The sequence below is a fragment of the Pseudarthrobacter adonitolis genome (assembly GCF_055412845.1).
In genome coordinates, this window is sequence record NZ_JBVAYW010000002.1 from 219,717 (window position 1) to 238,692 (window position 18,976).

Genomic DNA, 18,976 nt, shown 5'->3' on the forward strand with positions numbered 1-18,976 from the left:
GCCAGGTCATTCCGTCAAACACGGCGGTCCTCCTGTGGGTTTCGAATGAACTGCAGGTCATCTCTCGAGGGAGAGGAACCGATAAGGTGCTGGCAGATCCGCAGGAGCACCGGGGTGAGGGCGAGCAGGGTCGCGCAAAGTCCGGCCACGGCCAGCATGGACCCGCGCAGGTCTGCCGCTTCGGACCACAGCCCGACGTAGACAGGACCGAGGAGAAACCCGAGGTAGGACACGGTCGCGAGGAGGGATGTGGCCCTGCCGCGGGCTTCTTCGCGGGTGAAGCGGGATATCATTCCCAACAGGGTCGGATACAGGACCGCAGTGCCGGCGGCGGCGGCCGCCAGTCCGATCCAGGCGACGATGGTCGTTGGCGCAGCGGCAAGTATCGCCGCGCCGAGACTGGCAGCGGCCGCCCCAAGGATCAGTGTGCTCCTGGCCTGGGATGGTTTCAGGGCTCCGGCGCTGAATCGGGTGATGGCGACCACGGCGGCGAACACGGCAGGGGCGGTGGAGCTCAGCCCGGGACCGGTCCCCAGCTCGTCTTCAAAGAACACGGCGGACCAGCTCTGGTGGGCGTTTTCGCCGGCGAAGGCCAGAGCCCCGAGAGTTCCGAGGAGGAGGACTGCCAGCACCGGCACCTCTGCTCCGGCGCTGCCGCGGCGGTCCCGCGCTTCAGCTCCCTCTTCCCTCGCCCCGGGCGGGGCACCGGATGGAGTCCGGGGAGGAAGTGCGAGCAGGAGAAACAGACCGACAATGACCGATGCTGCAACGACAACGACGAAGGAGAACACGATGGGGGCGCCAAATGAAGCTGACAGACCGGTGCCCAGGCTGGAGACGACCACGAAGGCGGAAAACATGCCGTGGGAGCGCGTGATGACCGGTCTGGCCGCTGCCTGCTCCGCAGCCCCCGCCGCCGCGTTGATCGCGACGTCGGCCGCTCCGCTGGCCGCACCCACAAGCAGCAGGCCCACACACAAGCTCGTGAAGTCCGTCGCGCCCAATGCGATGATCAGCCCCGAGACTCCCTGACCCGTAAGGGCCACCGCCGCCGTGAAGCGGATCCCTAGCCGGTCGATTGCCCGGCCGGTCAGCAGCATGGCCGGCAGCGCCCCGGCACCAATGAACAACAGGGCCATCCCCAGCTGGCCATCGGAGATACCTGCCTGGGATCTGATGCCTGGAACCGACGCGCCCCAGGTGCCCCAAAAGATTCCGAACGCCGCGAACGACGCGTAGGACGCCAGGGATGGACTGAGGGCGGGAAACACTCGTGAGCGGATCATTTGTGTAACGATACACAAGTATGCTGGGTTCATGTCATCATCCGCTTCGGGCTCCCGAGTCACGCTCAGTGAGGTGGCACGCACGGCTGGGGTTTCCGTGATGACCGCCTCTTACACCTACAGCACCCCCTCGCGCGTGTCCGCGGCGTCCCGGGAGAAAGTACTGTTGGCCGCGGAGGTGCTGGGGTATCCCGGACCGGATCCCAGCGCCCGGTCCCTGCGCCGGGGAACCAGTGGCGCGCTCGGAGTGGTCTTGGGAGAGAGCCTTTCCTACGCCTTCGATGATCCCCAGGCGACGCGGTTTCTCGCCGGGATAGCAGATGTGTGCGCCGGGCACGGGCTGGCCATGACCATTCTTCCCACGAACGGTTCGGCTGAGGACGCACAGCGCATCCGAGCCGCAGCCGTAGACGGCTTCGTGGTGTGGACGACTACGGAGGATGACCCTGTCCTTGACGCCCTGGCGGTGACGGGCCGGCCGGTCACCATCCACGGCGGCCCGCAGAGGAACGAGTTCGGCCTGGTGGGCATCGAGGACAGGGCGGCGGCACGGGCGGTCGCGGAGGCGGGGCTGCGTCAGTGCAGGCGCCCGGCGGTTGTGAGCTTTCCCTTTTCCAAGGTACGGGCCGAAGCGCTCACTCTTGGGCCGGACCCCGCGGCAGCCACCTTCCCTGTCACCCGGAACCGGCTGCTGGGATTCCAGGACGCCATCACCGCCGCAGGATTCCACTGGAACCAGATCCCCGTGGCGGCGTGTTCGACCAACAGCGCCGCCGAGTCGGCACGGGCCGGCGAAAGACTGCTCAGCGGCGGCGACCGACCGGATCTGATCCTCACGATGAGTGATGAGCAGGCCCGAGGGGTCCTCGATGCTGCGGCGCAGGCTGGCATCCCGATTCCCACCGGTCTTGCTGTGACCGGGTGGGATGCCTCCGACACCGCACAGGACTGCCGGCTCACTACCATAGAGCAGGACCTCCGCGGGCAAGGAGCCGCCTGCGCCGAGGCCGTCATCACGGGCAACCCCACAGTTCAGCCGCAACCCTGGCGGCTGGTTACCGGGCGTACTACCCGGTAGCCGAGCAGTCATCTGAGAGCATGCGGAGTGGAACCGCTACCCCCATGAAGAGGCCCTCAATCACCGGACCGGCCCCCGCTGACCTCTCGAACCTCATGTCCTTCTATCTACCAACTTTGATGCATCCAGCGACGGTAGATTCCTTGCGTTCTGGCCGACATGGCGGCATTCCAACGGACCGTCGTTGATGGGGCGAGGCCGGTTAGGCGCTCGTTCCGGTCGGGCAGAACGGCGGTGGCGATGAGGAAAGAGCGCCACATCCCCGCTCCGGGCGTGCCGGCTGCGTCGAGGGCTTCATGGGTGATCTCTGTTTCGCTCCTAAGAACCGCATCCATCCCCAATTCATCAGGGTACACGGCGAACTTCCGGCTCACCTGCACCGCACCTGGGCCGCCGCTGACCCGGCGTGGCCCGCAGGTGGCGTTCCGCGAGGCCCAGCATCGATTCCGTCCGGGCGTGCAGTGTCAGGACCCCCCGGAAGGCCTGTCGCGGGCGGACGGCCAGCCAAACACCGGCAAACGTCAGGGTGGAGAGCAGCACCATGGTCAGGAGACCGAACGGACCTTCGGGCCAAGGCAGCGAAGCCCCGGGCAGTCCGGCCGTGATCCGTGCGGTTCCTGCTACGCCGGCGCTGAAAGTTCCTGCCACGGCGATCAGGGCGGTGGCCAACCAGGGTGCGGAGACCACCAGCGGGACAGCGGCCGTTCCCAGCAATGTCACCGGTGCCACCAGCGGGGCTGCCATCAGGTTCGCGAGCAGCGAGTACGTCGAGAACTGGGGCTGCAGGAGCACAATCACCGGGCCACACAGTAACTGAGCGGACAGCGGGACGGCCCAGGCCGCGGCTGCCCAGCGTGGAATCACCGCAGGGGTCCAGTCAATCATTCGTCTGCCCAGGACGATGATGCCCAGGGTTGCGAGTACTGACAACAGGAACCCAAAGCTGGTGCCCAGTCCGGGGTCGATCAGCAGCAGGCCTATCACGGCGAGGCAAAGGAAGCTGAGTCCGCGGCCCATCCGGCCCCCTGCCAGCGATGCGACCGCGATTGAACCCATCAGCGCAGCGCGCAGGACGCTGGCGTCCGGGCCCACGAGCACCACAAACATACCCAGGCCGGTCAACGCCAGTCCCGCTGCGGGGACCCGGGGCAGCCGAAGGCTGCGTGCAGCAAGCAGCAGTGCTCCCAGGACCAGGCCGCAGTTGGCCCCGCTGACCGCGGTCAGGTGGGTCATGCCCACCGTTTTCATCGCCGCATTGAGTCCTTCGTCCAGGGCGCTGGTATCTCCGGTGACCATGCCCGGCAGGAGACCGGCCGGATCGGCGGCAAGGAAGGACGCAGCGGAAACATATCGGACGCGCAGGTCCTTCGCTACGAGCTGCCAGCCCGGGGCGCCAGCATCATCGACTCCGGCGCCGCTGCCGGTCCCGGAGCCGGCGAGGGGTGGCAAGGAGGCCGACAGGACAGCGGCTTCCTGCTGGCCTGCGTCCGGTGGCTTCAGCTTGCCGGCGGTCCGGACTATCTGGCCAGGCACCAGGTCTCCCCAGCCTTCGCCGCCCTTGACCACCACCGGGGCACGGGTACGGATGACCCGGCCGCTGACGGTGACCTCCTCCGTCTGCGCCGGTACCGACCACCGCGCGGGCGGCCCCGCGCTTCCCGGGAGGGTCATGGCCCGCGGGGATCCGGTGACTTCCAGGATGGCCACTACGGAGTTGCCGGCGGCGACCGCTTCGGCGAACGGCCCATCATGGCGTTGCGACGAGGAGACGGCCGAATGGGCAGCGGCGGTTGCAGCCAGCACCAAAGCAACAGCTGTGGTCATGAGAAAGCTCCGCCGGCCGGCCCCAAGCCCCCTGCCGCGGGCGGCCCCTGTTAACAGGAACGCAGCCAGGAGCACCAAAGCGCAGCACAGCCCCACCAGTGCCACAGGGGAAAGCCATACGCCGGCCACGGCGGCACCCCAGACGAGGCAGGCGGGCAGCGCCAGCCTGACGTCGGTGCGCCGGCGCGGCACATCCGTTGATGAGTTCGCTGGCTCCTGGCCCCGAAGCTTCGCCCCGACGCGTTCACCCAGCCTGCGGACCTCCAGCCCGGCAGACTGGACGCCGGCACTCTGGATCCCTGCGGCCGTCGCCACGGGAATTGCGGGTGACGCTGGTGCCCCTTGGCCGTGGACGGCTGAGTCAACAAAGCGGCTCCACGGGCTGCGCCCGGCCATCTCAGACGCCTACCAGGGAAAGGAGTGTTTCGAGCATCTTGGGACCCACGCCGTCCACGGCGTCGAGCTCCTCGACCGATTTGAAGGGGCCGTGCTCCTTGCGCCAGTCCACGATCCGCTGCGCCAGCACGGGCCCAACCCTCGGCAGGGCGTCCAGTTCTTCGACGCCTGCCGAGTTGAGGTTGACCTTCCCTCCCGCTGACGCGGTCCCGCCGCCGCCAGGTCCCTCTCCTGCTTCCCCGGGTGCGCCGGTCGAAGCAGCAGGGATTTCTTCGCCGGCCTGGGGAACGTAGAGCTTTTGTCCGTCCGTCAGCACGGCAGCAAGGTTGAGGCGGTTCAGGTCTGCTGTGGGCGTGCCTCCGCCGGCCGCGGCGACTGCTTCGTGAACCCGGCTGCCAGCGGGCAACTGAACAATCCCGGGCACAGCGATGGCCCCGGCCACATGGATAATGACCGTGCCGGCCGGTGGACTTTCCGATGGCGGTTCAGGCGGCCCTGCCCCGTGGGGCTCCTGGCCTTGGGTTCCTTCCCCCGCGGGCAGGCTGCCCTCGGCGAAGATGTCTCTCAGTGGCATGGCTTCGGGCTGACCGGCAGCAACCTGTGACCAGAACCAAGCGCCGCCCAGCACCGCGAGTGCGGCGATGAACACGGCGACCCGCAGGCCCACCCGCCATCTCAGGGCCGGTCCCGTCTTACCGGTACCGGGAGGGGACTCATCAGCAGCCCCCGAAGCGGAGGCGTCACCGGGAACGTGAGCACCGCCGTCGTACTCAAAGACCTTTTCGTCGTCGGTCAGCAGAAGCCCCGGGCCGACTCCCAGCGTGGACCGCAGCCGGTCCCGGGCATGCCGGGCCCCCTGGCGTGCTGCTCCAGCGTCCCGGCGTGACATGCTTCCAACGCTAGGGATACAACGCCGCCGGTGACAGTCCGGGCCTGCCCTATGTGGAAACCGCTATGTGGAAACTGCGGGGAGCTCCGGCTCCGGGCTCCGCACAGTTGGGCCGCTCTCCCCCACGATCACCGCGAGCACGCCAAGTCCCGCGTGGGCTGCCAGTACGGCGGGCAGGGAGCTGATCTGGGCTCGCGGACAGCTTGGCAGGGCCGCAGACAGCCTGGCTGCCAAAGCTTCTGCCTCGGCCGGATTACCGAAGTGGTGGACGGCGAGGCGGGCCTGGCCGTGAGGGCGCGACGCTGCGTCCGCGGCGGCCAGCTCCTCGAGGCGGGCGACAGCTTTTGCCGCTGATCTGACCTTTTCCAGCGGCACGATCTTTCCGTCGTCGACGGCAAGGATGGGTTTGATGGCTAACATGGTCCCCAGCAGCGACGCGGCCGCGCCGATCCGACCGCCCCGGCGGAGCTGTTCAAGGCTGGGCACGTAGAAATAGACCTTGGCCCGCGCGAACTGCTCCGCCGCCGCGGCGGCTGCTGCTGTGGCGTCACTCCCTGCAGCGGCTGCTTCCACCGCGGCCTGCACACCCATGCCCAGCGCCATGCCCACAGTGCCGGAGTCAAGGATTTCCACGGGGATGGTCACCCGGCTGGCCGCCAGCCGGGCCGCATCCGCGGTCCCGGACAAGCCACCGGAAATGTGGATGGAGACCACGCTTTCGTAGCCTAGGCGTTCGGCGGCCAGGAAGACCTGTTCAAACTGTCCGGGTGACGGGCGGGACGTCTTGACCGACGTGCCACTGGCGAGTGCCAGCGCAATGGTTTCGGTGATGTCGTCTTCGCCCTCGCCGTAGATTTCCGCGCCCACCATAACGGGCATCGGGATGACAGTCAGGCGTCCGTCACGGGCACAGGCATGCACCCAGTCGGCCGGCAGTGCGGAGGCAGAATCGGTCACCACCGCGGTACGGACGACGACGGCGGGCGCCGCCGGGGCTGGCGGCAGTGGCGTGCCCTGGCGCGGGGCGGGGCGGAGGGCAGCCAGACGCTCCCGGAGCCAGAGCCACGCAGCGGCGTCACGGTCGGGCAAGAGTGCCTCCTGGTTTAGGGCCGGCCGCCGGTTGGGCCCGGCGGCCGGCGCCCCGGACTACGCCGGGACGATGTTGACCAGTTTAGGCGCCCGCACGATCACCGTGCGGATGCCGCGGCCGTCGAGCGCGCGCTGGACGTTTTCGCTGGCCAGCGCGAGATCGCGCAGTTCGTCTTCGCCGATCCCGGGCGAGACTTCGAGGCGGTCACGGACCTTGCCCTGGACCTGGACTACCGCGGTGACGGTCTCCTGGACCAGCAGCGCGTCGTCGTGCACCGGCCAGCCGGCGTTGGCTACGGACGCCGGGTGACCCAGGACGTTCCACATGTCCTCGGCGGTGTACGGCGCGAAGAGGCTCAGGATAACGGCAACGACTTCCGCCGCCTCCCGGACGGCGGGATCCGCCCCGCCGGCGCCGGTGTCGATGGTCTTGCGTGTTGCGTTGACCAGCTCCATCAGCTTGGCCACCACCACGTTGAACTTGTTGGTGTCCAGCAGCGCGGCGGCGTCAGCGATGGTGCGGTGCGTGACGGAGCGCAAGGCACGGTCACCGGCGGTTACATCGGCACCAGCCTCGCTGGTGACGTCCTGCGCCAGGCGCCAGGCGCGGGCCAGGAACTTTGCGGAGCCCGACGGCGAAACGTCCGCCCAGTCGACGTCGTCCTCCGGCGGGGACGCGAAGATCATGGTCAGGCGCACGGCGTCCACGCCGTACTTGTCCAGCTGCTCACTGAGGTCAACGCCGTTGCCCAGCGACTTGCTCATGGCCTTGCCCCCGTTGAGGACCTGGCCCTGGTTCAGCAGCGCACTGAAGGGTTCGTCGGCATCGATCATGCCAAGGTCGTGGATGACCTTGGTAAAGAACCGGGCGTATAGCAGATGCAGGATGGCGTGCTCCACGCCGCCCACATACTGGCCTACCGGCATCCACTCGTTGATCTTCGCCGGATCGAAGGGACCATCGGTGTACTGCGGCGAGACGAACCGCAGGAAGTACCAGGACGAGTCCACGAACGTGTCCATGGTGTCGGTGTCGCGCTTTGCCGGCCCGTGGCAGTTGGGGCAGTCAACGTTGACCCAGGCCTCGGCCGCAGCTAGCGGTGACGTGCCCTTCGGGGACAGGTCCTCGCCGCGCAAATCCGCCGGCAGCCTGACAGGCAGCTGCTCGTCGGGAACAGGAACCTCGCCGCAGGCAGGGCAGTGGATGATCGGGATGGGCGTTCCCCAGAACCGCTGGCGGCTCAACAGCCAGTCACGCAGGCGGAAGTTGACGAACTTCTCGCCCGTGCCCTGCTTTTCCAGGATGCCGATGGCAGCCGGGATGGCCTCTGTCTTCGGCAACCCATCAAGAATGCCTGAGTTGATCAGTGTGCCCTCGCCCGAGGTGGCCTTGCCGGAAACAGTGGGATCCTCTTCACCGGTATCCAGCACGGCGCGGACGGGCAGGTCGAACGTCTTGGCGAAGTCGAGGTCGCGCTGGTCGTGGGCCGGGACGGCCATGATGGCGCCTGTGCCGTAGTCGGCCAGGACGTAGTCCGCCGCCCAGACCGGCAGTTTTTCGCCGTTCAGCGGGTTGACGGCGTAGCGGCCGGTGAAGACGCCCGTCTTTTCACGTTCGGTGGACTGGCGTTCGATTTCGGTCAGCGCCTTGACCTGTTCGCGGTAGGCGTCCAGGGCGGCGGCGTGCTCCTCGGTGACAAGTTCGACGGCGATCGGCGCGTCGGCCGCGACAACAAAGAACGTGGCACCGTACAGGGTATCCGGGCGGGTGGTGAAAACGGTGACGTCCTTGGCAGGCTTGCCGCCGTGGGCTTCGATCACAAAGTTGACGTGGGCGCCTTCGGAGCGGCCGATCCAGTTCTTCTGCATCGCCAGCACCCGCTCGGGCCAGTGGCCGCGCAGCTCGTCCATGTCATCGAGCAGCCGGTCAGCGTACTCGGTGATCTTGAAGTACCACTGGTTCAGGGACTTCTTGGTGACGGGGGTGCCGCAGCGTTCGCAGGCACCGTTGACTACCTGTTCATTGGCCAGGACGGTCTGGTCCTTGGGGCACCAGTTGACCGGGGAGTCCTTGCGGTATGCCAGGCCCCGCTCGTAGAAGCGCTTGAACAGCCACTGGGTCCAGCGGTAGTACTCGGGGTCCGAGGTGTGCACCCGCCGGGACCAGTCCGCGGAGATCGCGTAACGCTTGAACGATGCCGCCTGGGTGTCGATGTTGGCGTAGGTCCACTCGCTCGGGTGCGCATTGCGCTTGATGGCGGCGTTTTCGGCCGGCAGGCCAAAGGAATCCCAGCCGATCGGGTGCAGGACGTCGAAGCCCTTTTGCCGCAGGTACCGGGCAACAACATCGCCCATGGCAAAAGCCTCGGCGTGGCCCATGTGCAGGTCACCCGAGGGGTACGGGAACATGTCCAGCACGTAGCGGCGCTCGCGGGAACCATCATCCACCGGGGTGAAAACCTTAAGGTCCTCCCACACCTGCGGCCACTTGGCCTCCATCGCCGCGAAGCTGTAGGCACCCTCTTCGGGTGTTTCCGCCGACACTGTTGCTGTTCCGGTCTCTGTCTCCGGCTGAACGCTCACTGCTGCCCTCTTCTGTTCTGTTGCGGCATCGGTGCTGCCACAACGGTCTGATCCCCTCTGCTGCCGGCCCGGAAACAAGCCCGGACACACAAAAGCCCCTCTCCATGGAGGGGCAGCCGCGCGGCATTCCGGTAGTTTCCGGACACCGGGCGGCTAGCTAAGCAGAAGGATCGCACGCATAGGACTACTTTAGCCTACCCACCGCCGGTGGGCAGGCCCAGACTGAAGGCCTCCGGCAGGGCGCTGCCCGGCCCGCGTGTACTTGGGCGGGCAGCCGGCCGCGACGAAACAGAAGCCCGCCAAGCAGTTTCTATCAGCCGCTTGCCGCAGCGTACTGAAGGGAACGCGTCCCCTGCGCAGGTTTGACACACTCCTGGGCCTTGCCCAGCATTAGGCGGTGCTTCGTGAGGAACAGGCCCGGGACTTCACCCTGCGTTGGCCGCTGCTGCGCCGCTACCTAACGGCGATCGGTGAACATCTTCGGGCCAGCGGGATCATTGACGGCCCCGAGGACTTCTCCCAGTTCCAGACCGGCGAGATCCTCGTGGCCAGGGCCACAGCACCCGCATGGACCCCGCTGTTTGCCGTCGCGGCCGCTGTGGTCTGAGGACCGGTTAACCTGTCACGGTCGACGGAAGTGCCGGCACCGTCGAAGTGGACAGTGCCGCCGGGCCCATTAGGTAGCCCTGAGCTCTTCGCCAAAGTAAACCCTAGTGAGCGGTGGCTCAAGGGGGTAGATTCCACCCTTGCCAGCGGGGGAGAATCGGTCCACTGTATTCTCAAGTCTGTGGGGAAACTAGACGGTCTCGGGTCGAGGAGCCTGATATGTATTCTTGGCGTCAATGTCCAGTACATCGATGTGATGGGCTGAAAATTCCGTCCTTCACCCCTGCGAAGAACTAGCGAGGGACTGACCGTGTTCGGCTGGGTTACCCGGTTCAGCATGCAGTTCCGAATCTTGGTTCTCGCCCTCGCGGCGGGCCTCATAACTTTTGGCGTCGTGAACGTCCCACGTATGGCCGTGGACACCATGCCGGAGTTCGCCCCCGCACAGGTAGAGATCCAGACTGAGGCCCTAGGGCTCTCCGCGGTTGAAGTTGAGCAGCTCATCACCGCACCGATGGAGGCAGACCTCCTCAATGGGGTCGCCTGGCTGGACGAGATCCGCTCGAAATCCGTCCCGGGGCTGTCGTCCATCGAACTGGTCTTCGAGCCAGGCACGGACCTCCTGCGCGCACGCCAGTTGGTCGCGGAACGGATGACGCAGGCGCACGCGCTGCCTAACGTCTCATCGCCGCCGCTGATCATGCAGCCCATGTCCTCCACCAGCCGCGTGCTGATGGTCAAAATGGGCTCCAAGGAACTCTCCGGCATTGAGATGTCAGTGCTGGCCCGGTGGAAGATCAAGCCTCGGCTCATCGGTATCCCGGGCGTGGCGAACGTGTCCATCTGGGGACAGCGCGAACAGCAGCTGCAGGTGGAGGTCACTCCGACGCAGCTGCGTGACAAGGGCATTACCCTGGAGCAGCTTGTGAAGACCACGGGTAACGCCGTCTGGGTTTCGCCGTTGAGCTTCCTCGAGGCTTCGACGCCGGGGACCGGCGGTTTCGTGGAGTCGCCGAATCAGCGCCTTGGCATCCAGCACGTCCTTCCCATCCGCACGCCGGCCGACCTGGCCAAGGTCAGCGTGGAGGAAACGGACCCGCAGTTGCTCCTGGGCGACATTGCCCAGGTCAAGGAAGACCACCAGCCGCTGATCGGCGACGCCGTTGTCGGGGCGGACGCCGGCCTGATGCTGGTGATCGAGAAGTTCCCCGGCACCAGCGCCCTGGAGGTCACCCGTAATGTTGAGGCCGCCCTCAAGGACATGGAGCCGGGCCTCACGGGGGTCCAGATCGATACGTCCGTCTTCCGGCCTGCGACCGGTGTTCAGGACTCCGTCAACAACCTCGGCCTGGCGCTCCTGATCAGCCTGCTGATTGCGGCAGCACTGTTTTGGCTGCTGTTCCGGTCCTGGCGGGTCGCCGTGATCGCACTCGTGGCCAGCGCCACAACCGTCACGACGGCGGCGGCGGTGCTGTTCGCCCAAAACGCAACACTTAACATCACCGTCCTGATGGGAGTTCTGCTTGGCACGTCAGTGATCGTGGGCGACATCGTGGAAGACGTTCAGGCCCACCGACGACAGCACGCCGTCCGCGAGGCGACTGATGTCGAGGCTACCCCGAGGTCGCGCAGCAGCTACATCGTCCGCGGGGTCCGCACACCGCTGTTCCACGCATCGCTAATGATGGTGATTGTCCTCATTCCGACGCTCTTCGTGACTGGAGTCGGCGGCTCGTTCTTTTCGCCGCTTGTCTGGTCGCTTGCGCTGACCCTGGCCGCCGCCCTGATCGTGGGCCTGTCCGTCACGCCGGTGCTGGCGTACTTTCTACTTCAGCCAAAGACGGCAAATTACACGGAATTTCCGGCCGTCGGGCGTGGGAAGGCGTACTACGACCGCGCGGTGGGCCGGATCAACGCCCGGAAGCCCCTGGCCATTGTGGCCGTCGTGGTCCTTGGGATCCTTGGCGTCGCTGCCGGCTCGCAACTGGCAGGAAACCGGCCCCTCGTTCCCACCATGCCCGACAGGACCCTGTTGGTCCAGTGGGACACCATGGCCGGGACGTCCAACGACGAAGTCCGGCGCATCGCCGCCCGGGCCTCCGATGAACTCAGGGCCCTCCCGGGAGTTTCCGGAGTCGGCGGGCATGTGGGCCGCGCCATCTCCGCGGATCAAGTGGTCGGCAACAGCTCTGCAGAACTGTGGGTGTCGATCGCACCGGACGCGAACTTCGGCGAAACGGAGCAGGCAGTACGGGACGTGGTGCAGGGCTACCCCGGCATCGCGCACAACGTGCTGAACTACTCGCAACAGACCATCGGCGACATGCGCTCCAGCCTGGAACCGGGCTTCGCCGTCCGGGTCTACGGAACGGAAATGCCGGTGCTGCGCGAGAAGGCAGAAGAGGTCCGCCAGGCCCTACAGAAGATTGACGGCGTGAACAACCCGACCATCGACGCTGCTGCCATGACCCCGATCGTCGAGGTCGAGGTCAATCTCGAAGCTGCCCAAAAATTCGGCATCAAGCCCGGTGATGCAAGGCGCGCCGCGGCCACGCTCATGCAGGGCATCGTCGTGGGCAACCTCTTTGAACAGCAGAAGGTCTTCGAAGTCGTAGTCCGCGGTGCGGTTGGCGTCCGGGACGACCTGACCAGCATCCGTGAATTGCTCCTCGATACCCCTAATGGCGGCCATGTCCAGCTCGGCCAAGTGGCCGATGTCCGGATGGTTCCCAATGAAGTGGTCATCCTGCACGATGACACCTCACGGCGGATCGACGTTGTGGCTGACGTCAGTGGTCGCCCGCTCGCAGACATCCAGCGGGATATCGAGGCGGCAATCCAACAAATCCAGTTCCCGCTCGAGTATCACGCCGAGGTCCCGACGAAATACAGCCAGCTGCAGGCCGCAGACACCTTGGTCCATGGGCTCGGAATCGCGGCCATTCTGGCTGTACTGCTTCTGCTCCAGACAGCAGTGCGGAGCTGGAACCTTGCCCTCGCCGTCTTCCTGACGCTTCCCGCGGCGATGGCGGGAGCTGCGGTCGCCGCATGGATCAGGGCGGAGTCTCTGTCCTGGCTGTCACTGACGGCGTTTGCGGCCGTCCTGGCCATCGCTGCACGTAATGCGGTTCTCCTGTCCGCGCGTGTTGACGAAATCTGGCGCGAACCTGCCCAGTTGTCCCGCACTGACGTGGTCATGATGGCGGCCCGGGACCGGATTTCTCCGATCCTGAAATCCGCCCTGATGACGTTCCTCGTGCTGATACCGCCCGCCCTCCTCGGCGGCACGGTAGGCCAGGCGTTAATGCTGCCGATGCTGCTGATCATTGGCGGCGGCCTGGTGACCACAACGCTCGTCGGGCTCTTTGTGCTCCCGCTGCTCACGCTCTGGTTCGGCCCCCGCACCGAGCCGGAGGAGTGGTCAGAGGTCTACGAATCGGAAGTTCCAGTCACCCCCGTTATGCCGGAAAAGGTGGAAGTATCATGACCAGCAAAAGGACCCTGGGGCGCCTGCCCGTGGCGGCCGCTGTCTGTGCAGCACTGCTGTTTTCACTGCCCGCCTGTGCTCAACCCGCAGCCGTGGCAGAATCCGTTTCTGAAGCGCCTGCCACGGTGGAAAAAAATGCCACCACCGGCATTGCACGCATCACACTGAGCCAGCGGGCCATTGAACGGCTGGAGCTGCAAACTGACACGGTCAAACCGGGTCCGGCGGGCGCAGGCGTCCTGTTCCCTTACGCAGCGCTGCTGTACGACGCGCAAGGGAAGACCTGGGTCTACATCAACCCCGAGCCACGGGTGTACGAGCGCCAGTCCGTCACGGTGACCAAAATCGAAGCGGGCGCGGTCACAGCCAGCGTCGGCCCAGCCGTGGGAACGCCAGTGGTAACGGTAGCCGCGGCTGAGTTGTTCGGCGCAGAGTTCGTTACGGGCAAATGACATGCGCCGGATAGTCGCGGCAAGCCTAAGGTTCAGATCGATCATCATTGCGATGGCAGCGGCCCTGATGATGGTGGGCGGCGCCCAGCTCAGCAGTGCCTCGGTGGACGTGTTCCCTGAATTCGCGCCGCCGAAAGTGGAGGTCCAGACAGCCTGCTTGGGGCTCACTGCCGCTGAGGTGGAAGAACTCGTTTCGGTTCCTATGGAAGAAGCCTTCAACGGCATCGACGGCCTCCACCACATGCGGTCCAAGTCGGTACCGCAGCTGTCCTCGATTGTGATGGAATTCGAGAACGGCACGGATCTGCTCACTGCCCGGCAGCTGGTGTCCGAACGGATGGCGACGGTCATTCCGACGCTGCCCACCTGGGCGGCGCCGCCGGTCATGCTGCAGCCCCTGTCCTCCACCAGCCGGGTCATGAAGATCGGGCTGTCCTCCGACACCCGGTCCTTGATCGAGATGTCAATGATCTCCTACTGGAACATCAGGGCCCATCTGCTCCGAGTTCCCGGCGTGGCAAACGTGGCAATCTGGGGCGAACGTCTCCAGATGCTTCAGGTCCAGACTGACCCGGCCAAGCTGGCAGCAAACAAGGTCAGCCTGGAAACCGTCATGAGTACCACCGCCAACGCCCTCGACGCCGGCCTGCTCCAGTATTCCTCCGGTGCCATGATCGGCACCGGCGGTTCCCTGGACACACCCAGCCAGACAATCGGGATCAGGCATGTACAGCCCATCACCACACCTGCGGACCTCGCGAAGGTGGCACTGGAGGATCGTGAGGGACAGACCCCGCTCCAGCTGGGCGACGTGGCAAATGTGGTGGAGGACCACCAGCAGCTGATCGGTGACGCCGTCATTAACGGCGGACCGGGTCTGATGCTGATCGTGGAAAAACTGCCTTGGGGCAACACCCTCGAAGTGACGCGGGGGGTGGAAGAGGCCATGAAGCAGCTCGAACCCGGCCTGACGGGAATCGCTGTGGACACGGCCATATTCCGGCCGGCAACTTTCATTGAGGAATCCCTCGACAACCTGGGCATAGCCCTGCTGCTGGGATGCCTGCTGGTCATCCTGGTGTTGAGTGTCTTCCTCTTCCAGTGGCGGACAGCACTGGTCAGCGTGCTGGCCATCCCGTTGTCCCTGGTGGCGGCGGCGCTCGTGTTGTATTGGACCGGCGGCACGATCAATACCATGGTGCTTGCGGGGCTGGTGATCGCCGTCGGAGTGGTAGTGGACGATGCCATCATCGACGTCGAGAATATCGTCAGACGGCTCCGGCACCACCGGGCCAGTGGCGCGACCGGAAGCACCGCCAGGGTAGTGGTCAACGCCTCGCTTGAGGTCCGCGGACCGATTGTGTACGCCACGTTGATCATCGTCGCGGCCACGGTTCCGATCTTCTTCCTGGACGGACTGACAGGGGCGTTCTTCCGGCCGCTGGCCACGTCCTACACGCTCGCGGTGATCGCGTCCATGCTCGTGGCGCTGACGGTCACGCCGGCAATGGCGTACATCGTCCTGCGAAAGGCCAAGCTGGAGGACCGCGATCCGCCGGTGGTCAGGGTCCTGAAGCGCAGGTACGCCAACGCGCTCCGGCCTATTCTCCGCCGTCCTGTCCCCGGCTACCTGACACTGGCCGCCGTCGGGGTGGTCGGCATCGTGGCGGCGCCGCTGCTGGGCCAATCGTTGCTCCCGGAATTTAAGGAGCGTGATTTCCTGATGCACTGGCTCACGCAGCCTGGCACGTCCAACTCCGAGGAAGTTCGCGTCAGCGAGCTGGCCTGCAAGGAACTCATGACAATCCCGGGCGTCAACAATTGCGGGGCCCACACCGGACAGGCATTCAACGCCGATGAGGTGGTGGGCGTCTACTTCGGTGAGAACTGGATCAGCGTTGACCCCGCCGTCGACTATGACCAAACCTTGGCAGCAGTCGCGGCGGTCGTCGACGGGTACCCCGGAATCCAACGGGACGTGCAGACGTACCTCAAGGAACGCATTCGCGAGGTACTCACCGGAACCGGTTACGCCGTCGTCGTCCGTGTCTACGGAGACGACCTTGCGACGCTGCGGCAGGAGGCCGGCAAGATCAAGGAAATCCTGGGTGGCATTGACGGCGCGATCGGAGCGAAGGTGGCTCTCCAGGCCAACGTTCCGCAGATCGAAGTGGAAGTGAACCTGGAGGCGGCGAACCGCTACGGGTTGAAACCGGGCGACGTGCGGCGTGCCGCGGCGACCTTTGTTGCCGGTGAAGAAGTCGGCGACATCTACCGGGACGGGAAGGCCTACGACGTCCAGGTGTGGAGCCCGCCGGAGGCCCGGACGAGTGTCACGAGCATTGAGAACCTTCCCCTCGATACGCCGAGCGGGCAAAAGATCCGGATGGCTGATGTGGCCAAGATTTCGGTCCAGCCCACGCCCAATGTCATTGAGCGGTCGGAGGGATCCAGGCGCATCGACGTCAGCGCCAACGTCAAGGAAGGTGATCTGGCAAAGGTCGTGGAGAAGCTCAATTCCGAAATGGAATCTGTTCAGTTCCCGGTCGGCTACAGCGCGGCTGTCCTCGGCGAATACGCCGAACGCCAGGCCGCATCCCAACGGCTGCTGCTCTACTCCATTGGCGCGGTCATCGTCGTCTTCCTTCTCCTGCAGGCTGCTTTCAAGAGTTGGCGGCTGGCCACCCTGGCCATCCTGACCCTGCCGGTGGCACTCGTGGGCGGGGTGATAGCTGCCCACCTCAGCGGCGGAATCCTGTCCCTGGGTTCGCTGGTTGGATTCCTGACCCTCATGGGGATCGCGGCACGCAACGGCATCCTGCTCATCAACCACTGCCAGCATCTGGAGCAGTACGAGGGCATGCCCTTTGGACCTTCCCTGGTGCTTCGGGGGGCTGCAGAGCGCTTGTCGCCGATCCTCATGACCACACTCGCTACTGCCCTGGCCCTCGTGCCGCTGGTGGTGATGGGGAACATCCCGGGCCACGAGATCGAGCATCCTATGGCGGTGGTGATCCTAGGCGGGCTAGTCACGTCAACGCTGGTCAACCTGTTCATCGTCCCCTCGCTGTACCTGCGTTTCGCCAGAGGCGGCCGCGGCCGCCGGCACGGGTCACACGAGTTGCAACCCGCCCCTGCCGTTTAGGCGGATCCTTCCCCCCGAGTATGAGAGGCACGTCACCTGGCTTTTCGAGCACAGGTGCGCCCAGCACTTTCATCAGCGGCTTGCCAAGGCCCGGGCCGGCATCGCCATGCAGGCCAGGCCCCGGACCGGCACACCGGACTATGTCCAGGCCTATGCACCCAAGGTTCACTTCCTTGACTGCGGGACAGTGTTCCAGAAAAACCAGACGTCTGCGTCCCGACTGGCTGCTACGACGATGTACTGGTGATCGATGAATACAACCCGCTGGAACCGCCTGAGGCAGGCCACCAGCGGAAGTTCTACTCAGCCGGAACAAGGTTGGTGAAAGTCACCGCCGTCGGCGGTCCCAACCAGGAATTCATGGACCTGGTGAAAGTGAAGAAGCTGGGCGCCGCGCAGTTTGCGGCCGTCAACACCCAAGCGTTGGAACTGGATGAGCGGGCATACTCGGTCAGCAGAAGCATCTATGCGAAGACACCGCCGGCAGAACTGGAAGGACCCGCTCCGGCTTCCTGAACGCGCACGAGAGCCGCGCACCAGAGGGGGAGGACGGCATGCAGGCCGTCCTCCCCCTCTGGTGCTGTTCGCCGTCCGGTCCGTGGTGCCTTAGCGCACGTCCTCGTCAACCCAGTCCATGGATTTGGTGACTGCCTTCTTCCAGAGGCGCAGCTGCCGGTCCTGCTCGGCCTGGTCCAGTTTCGGTTCCCACCGCTTGTCCTCAGACCAGTTGGCCGACAGCTCACCGAGATCCTTCCAGAACCCGACGGCGAGGCCCGCGGCGTAGGCCGCACCCAGTGCGGTGGTTTCCACTACCTTGGGCCGGATCACCGGAACGCCCAGGATGTCCGCCTGGAACTGCATGAGCGCGTCGTTGGCCACCATGCCGCCGTCGACCTTCAGTTCAGTCAACGGGACGCCGGAGTCCGCGTTGACCGCGTCCAGTACCTCGCGGGTCTGGAAGGCCGTGGCCTCCAGCGCCGCCCGGGCGATGTGGTTCTTGTTGACGAACCGGGTCAGGCCTACGATGGCGCCGCGGGCGTCCGAGCGCCAGTACGGGGCAAAGAGGCCCGAGAACGCCGGAACAATGTAGACTCCGCCGTTGTCTTGGACGGCCGCCGCCAGCGTTTCCACTTCCGGCGCGCTGCTGATCATGCCCAGGTTGTCGCGCAGCCATTGAATTAGGGAACCGGTGACCGCGATGGAGCCTTCCAGCGCATAGTGCGTTGGGGCATCGCCGAGCTTGTACCCGACCGTGGTGAGTAGTCCGTTCTTCGAATGAATAATCTCCTCGCCGGTGTTGAAGATCAGGAAGCACCCGGTGCCGTACGTGTTTTTGGCTTCACCGGCCTCGAACGCCGCCTGGCCGAACGTGGCCGCCTGCTGGTCACCCAGGATGCCGGCGACGGGAACTTCGCGCAGCAGCTGGGAGGTGTGCACGCTGCCGTAGACCTCCGAGGAGGACTTAATGGCCGGCATCATGCTCAGCGGCACTCCGAAGATGCCCAGGATCTCCTCATCCCAACTCAGCGTTTCGAGGTCCATGAACAGAGTGCGGGAGGCATTGGTGACGTCCGTGGCGTGCACGCCGCCGTCCACCCCGCCGGTCAGGTTCCAGAGCACCCAGGAATCGGTGTTGCCGAAGACCAGGTCACCGGCGTCCGCCTTGGCCCGGGCCCCGTCGACGTTATCCAGGATCCACTTGATCTTCGTGCCGGAAAAATAGGTGGCCAGGGGCAGTCCGACTTTCTGCTTGAACCGCTCCGGGCCGCCGTCCTTGGCCAGCTCATCTACGATGTCCTGAGTCCGGGTATCCTGCCAGACAATCGCGTTGTAGACGGCCTCGCCGGTGGTCTTGTCCCAGACGACGGCTGTCTCGCGCTGGTTGGTAATTCCGACGGCGGCGATATCGTGCCGGGTCAGGTTCGCCTTGGAGAGGGCGGAAGCGATCACCTCGCGGGTGTTGTTCCAGATCTCGGCAGGGTTGTGCTCTACCCAGCCCGCCTGCGGGAAGATCTGCTCGTGCTCCATCTGGCCCGAGGACACGATGGTGCCACTGTGGTCAAAGATGATGGCGCGGGAGCTGGTGGTGCCCTGGTCGATGGCGATTACGTATTGGTTCATGGTGACGTCCTTGTCTGTAT

12 protein-coding genes are annotated in these 18,976 nt (G+C 65.4%); 6 read left to right on the forward strand and 6 right to left on the reverse strand.

Going from position 1 to position 18,976, the window contains the following annotated elements; genetic code table 11:
- Window positions 1-14: 14 nt before the first annotated feature.
- On the reverse strand, window positions 15-1,286 hold the full coding sequence (locus ACZYZ4_RS03615) for an MFS transporter (RefSeq protein WP_463858273.1): 1,272 nt from the start codon (window positions 1,284-1,286) through the stop codon (window positions 15-17).
- A 31-nt stretch (window positions 1,287-1,317) separates the two neighbouring features.
- On the opposite strand from ACZYZ4_RS03615, the gene ACZYZ4_RS03620 reads away from it, so the two are divergent.
- Complete coding sequence (locus ACZYZ4_RS03620; RefSeq protein WP_463858275.1) at window positions 1,318-2,364, forward strand: LacI family DNA-binding transcriptional regulator; 1,047 nt, start codon at window positions 1,318-1,320, stop codon at window positions 2,362-2,364.
- Window positions 2,365-2,709: 345 nt separating this feature from the next.
- On the opposite strand, the gene ACZYZ4_RS03625 is transcribed toward ACZYZ4_RS03620, so the two are convergent.
- From ACZYZ4_RS03625 to leuS, 4 genes are all read right to left on the reverse strand, one after another.
- Window positions 2,710-4,584: a ComEC/Rec2 family competence protein gene (locus ACZYZ4_RS03625; protein ID WP_463858277.1), complete on the reverse strand. Its 1,875-nt coding sequence runs from the start codon at window positions 4,582-4,584 to the stop codon at window positions 2,710-2,712.
- A 1-nt stretch (window position 4,585) separates the two neighbouring features.
- Window positions 4,586-5,473, reverse strand: coding sequence for a ComEA family DNA-binding protein (locus ACZYZ4_RS03630; RefSeq protein ID WP_463858279.1), 888 nt, complete (start codon window positions 5,471-5,473; stop codon window positions 4,586-4,588).
- Between the two features lie 63 nt (window positions 5,474-5,536).
- Window positions 5,537-6,562, reverse strand: coding sequence for a DegV family protein (locus tag ACZYZ4_RS03635; protein WP_463858281.1), 1,026 nt, complete (start codon window positions 6,560-6,562; stop codon window positions 5,537-5,539).
- Window positions 6,563-6,619: 57 nt separating this feature from the next.
- Window positions 6,620-9,145: a leucine--tRNA ligase gene (gene leuS / locus ACZYZ4_RS03640; protein ID WP_463858283.1), complete on the reverse strand. Its 2,526-nt coding sequence runs from the start codon at window positions 9,143-9,145 to the stop codon at window positions 6,620-6,622.
- 397 nt (window positions 9,146-9,542) lie between these two features.
- Between leuS and ACZYZ4_RS03645 the strand changes: the two genes are divergently transcribed.
- The 5 genes from ACZYZ4_RS03645 (at window position 9,543) to ACZYZ4_RS03665 (ending at window position 17,351) form a co-directional block, all read left to right on the forward strand.
- On the forward strand, window positions 9,543-9,752 hold the full coding sequence (locus tag ACZYZ4_RS03645) for a hypothetical protein (RefSeq protein WP_463858285.1): 210 nt from the start codon (window positions 9,543-9,545) through the stop codon (window positions 9,750-9,752).
- A 336-nt stretch (window positions 9,753-10,088) separates the two neighbouring features.
- Window positions 10,089-13,238, forward strand: coding sequence for an efflux RND transporter permease subunit (locus ACZYZ4_RS03650; protein WP_463858287.1), 3,150 nt, complete (start codon window positions 10,089-10,091; stop codon window positions 13,236-13,238).
- Entirely contained in the window at window positions 13,235-13,690 is a 456-nt protein-coding gene (locus ACZYZ4_RS03655) for a hypothetical protein (protein WP_463858289.1), read from the forward strand. The genes ACZYZ4_RS03650 and ACZYZ4_RS03655 overlap by 4 nt, the downstream gene beginning before the upstream one ends.
- Before the next feature lies 1 nt (window position 13,691).
- Window positions 13,692-16,835, forward strand: coding sequence for an efflux RND transporter permease subunit (locus ACZYZ4_RS03660; RefSeq protein ID WP_463858291.1), 3,144 nt, complete (start codon window positions 13,692-13,694; stop codon window positions 16,833-16,835).
- 243 nt (window positions 16,836-17,078) lie between these two features.
- The gene (locus ACZYZ4_RS03665; protein ID WP_463858293.1) at window positions 17,079-17,351 is read left to right on the forward strand and encodes a hypothetical protein; all 273 of its coding nucleotides are present in this window, start codon (window positions 17,079-17,081) and stop codon (window positions 17,349-17,351) included.
- 90 nt (window positions 17,352-17,441) lie between these two features.
- Here the strand turns inward: ACZYZ4_RS03665 and glpK are convergent, their stop codons facing one another.
- Entirely contained in the window at window positions 17,442-18,956 is a 1,515-nt protein-coding gene (gene glpK / locus ACZYZ4_RS03670) for a glycerol kinase GlpK (RefSeq protein WP_463858295.1), read from the reverse strand.
- Window positions 18,957-18,976 lie beyond the last annotated feature (20 nt).

Bases quoted from the DNA above. Each gene is read 5' to 3' on its own strand.
- ACZYZ4_RS03615 (WP_463858273.1), bottom strand. From the start codon at position 1,286: ATGATCCGCTCACGAGTGTTTCCCGCCCTCAGTCCATCCCTGGCGTCC.
- ACZYZ4_RS03620 (WP_463858275.1), top strand. From the start codon at position 1,318: ATGTCATCATCCGCTTCGGGCTCCCGAGTCACGCTCAGTGAGGTGGCA.
- ACZYZ4_RS03625 (WP_463858277.1), bottom strand. From the start codon at position 4,584: ATGGCCGGGCGCAGCCCGTGGAGCCGCTTTGTTGACTCAGCCGTCCAC.
- ACZYZ4_RS03630 (WP_463858279.1), bottom strand. From the start codon at position 5,473: ATGTCACGCCGGGACGCTGGAGCAGCACGCCAGGGGGCCCGGCATGCC.
- ACZYZ4_RS03650 (WP_463858287.1), top strand. From the start codon at position 10,089: ATGCAGTTCCGAATCTTGGTTCTCGCCCTCGCGGCGGGCCTCATAACT.
- ACZYZ4_RS03655 (WP_463858289.1), top strand. From the start codon at position 13,235: ATGACCAGCAAAAGGACCCTGGGGCGCCTGCCCGTGGCGGCCGCTGTC.
- ACZYZ4_RS03660 (WP_463858291.1), top strand. From the start codon at position 13,692: ATGCGCCGGATAGTCGCGGCAAGCCTAAGGTTCAGATCGATCATCATT.
- glpK (WP_463858295.1), bottom strand. From the start codon at position 18,956: ATGAACCAATACGTAATCGCCATCGACCAGGGCACCACCAGCTCCCGC.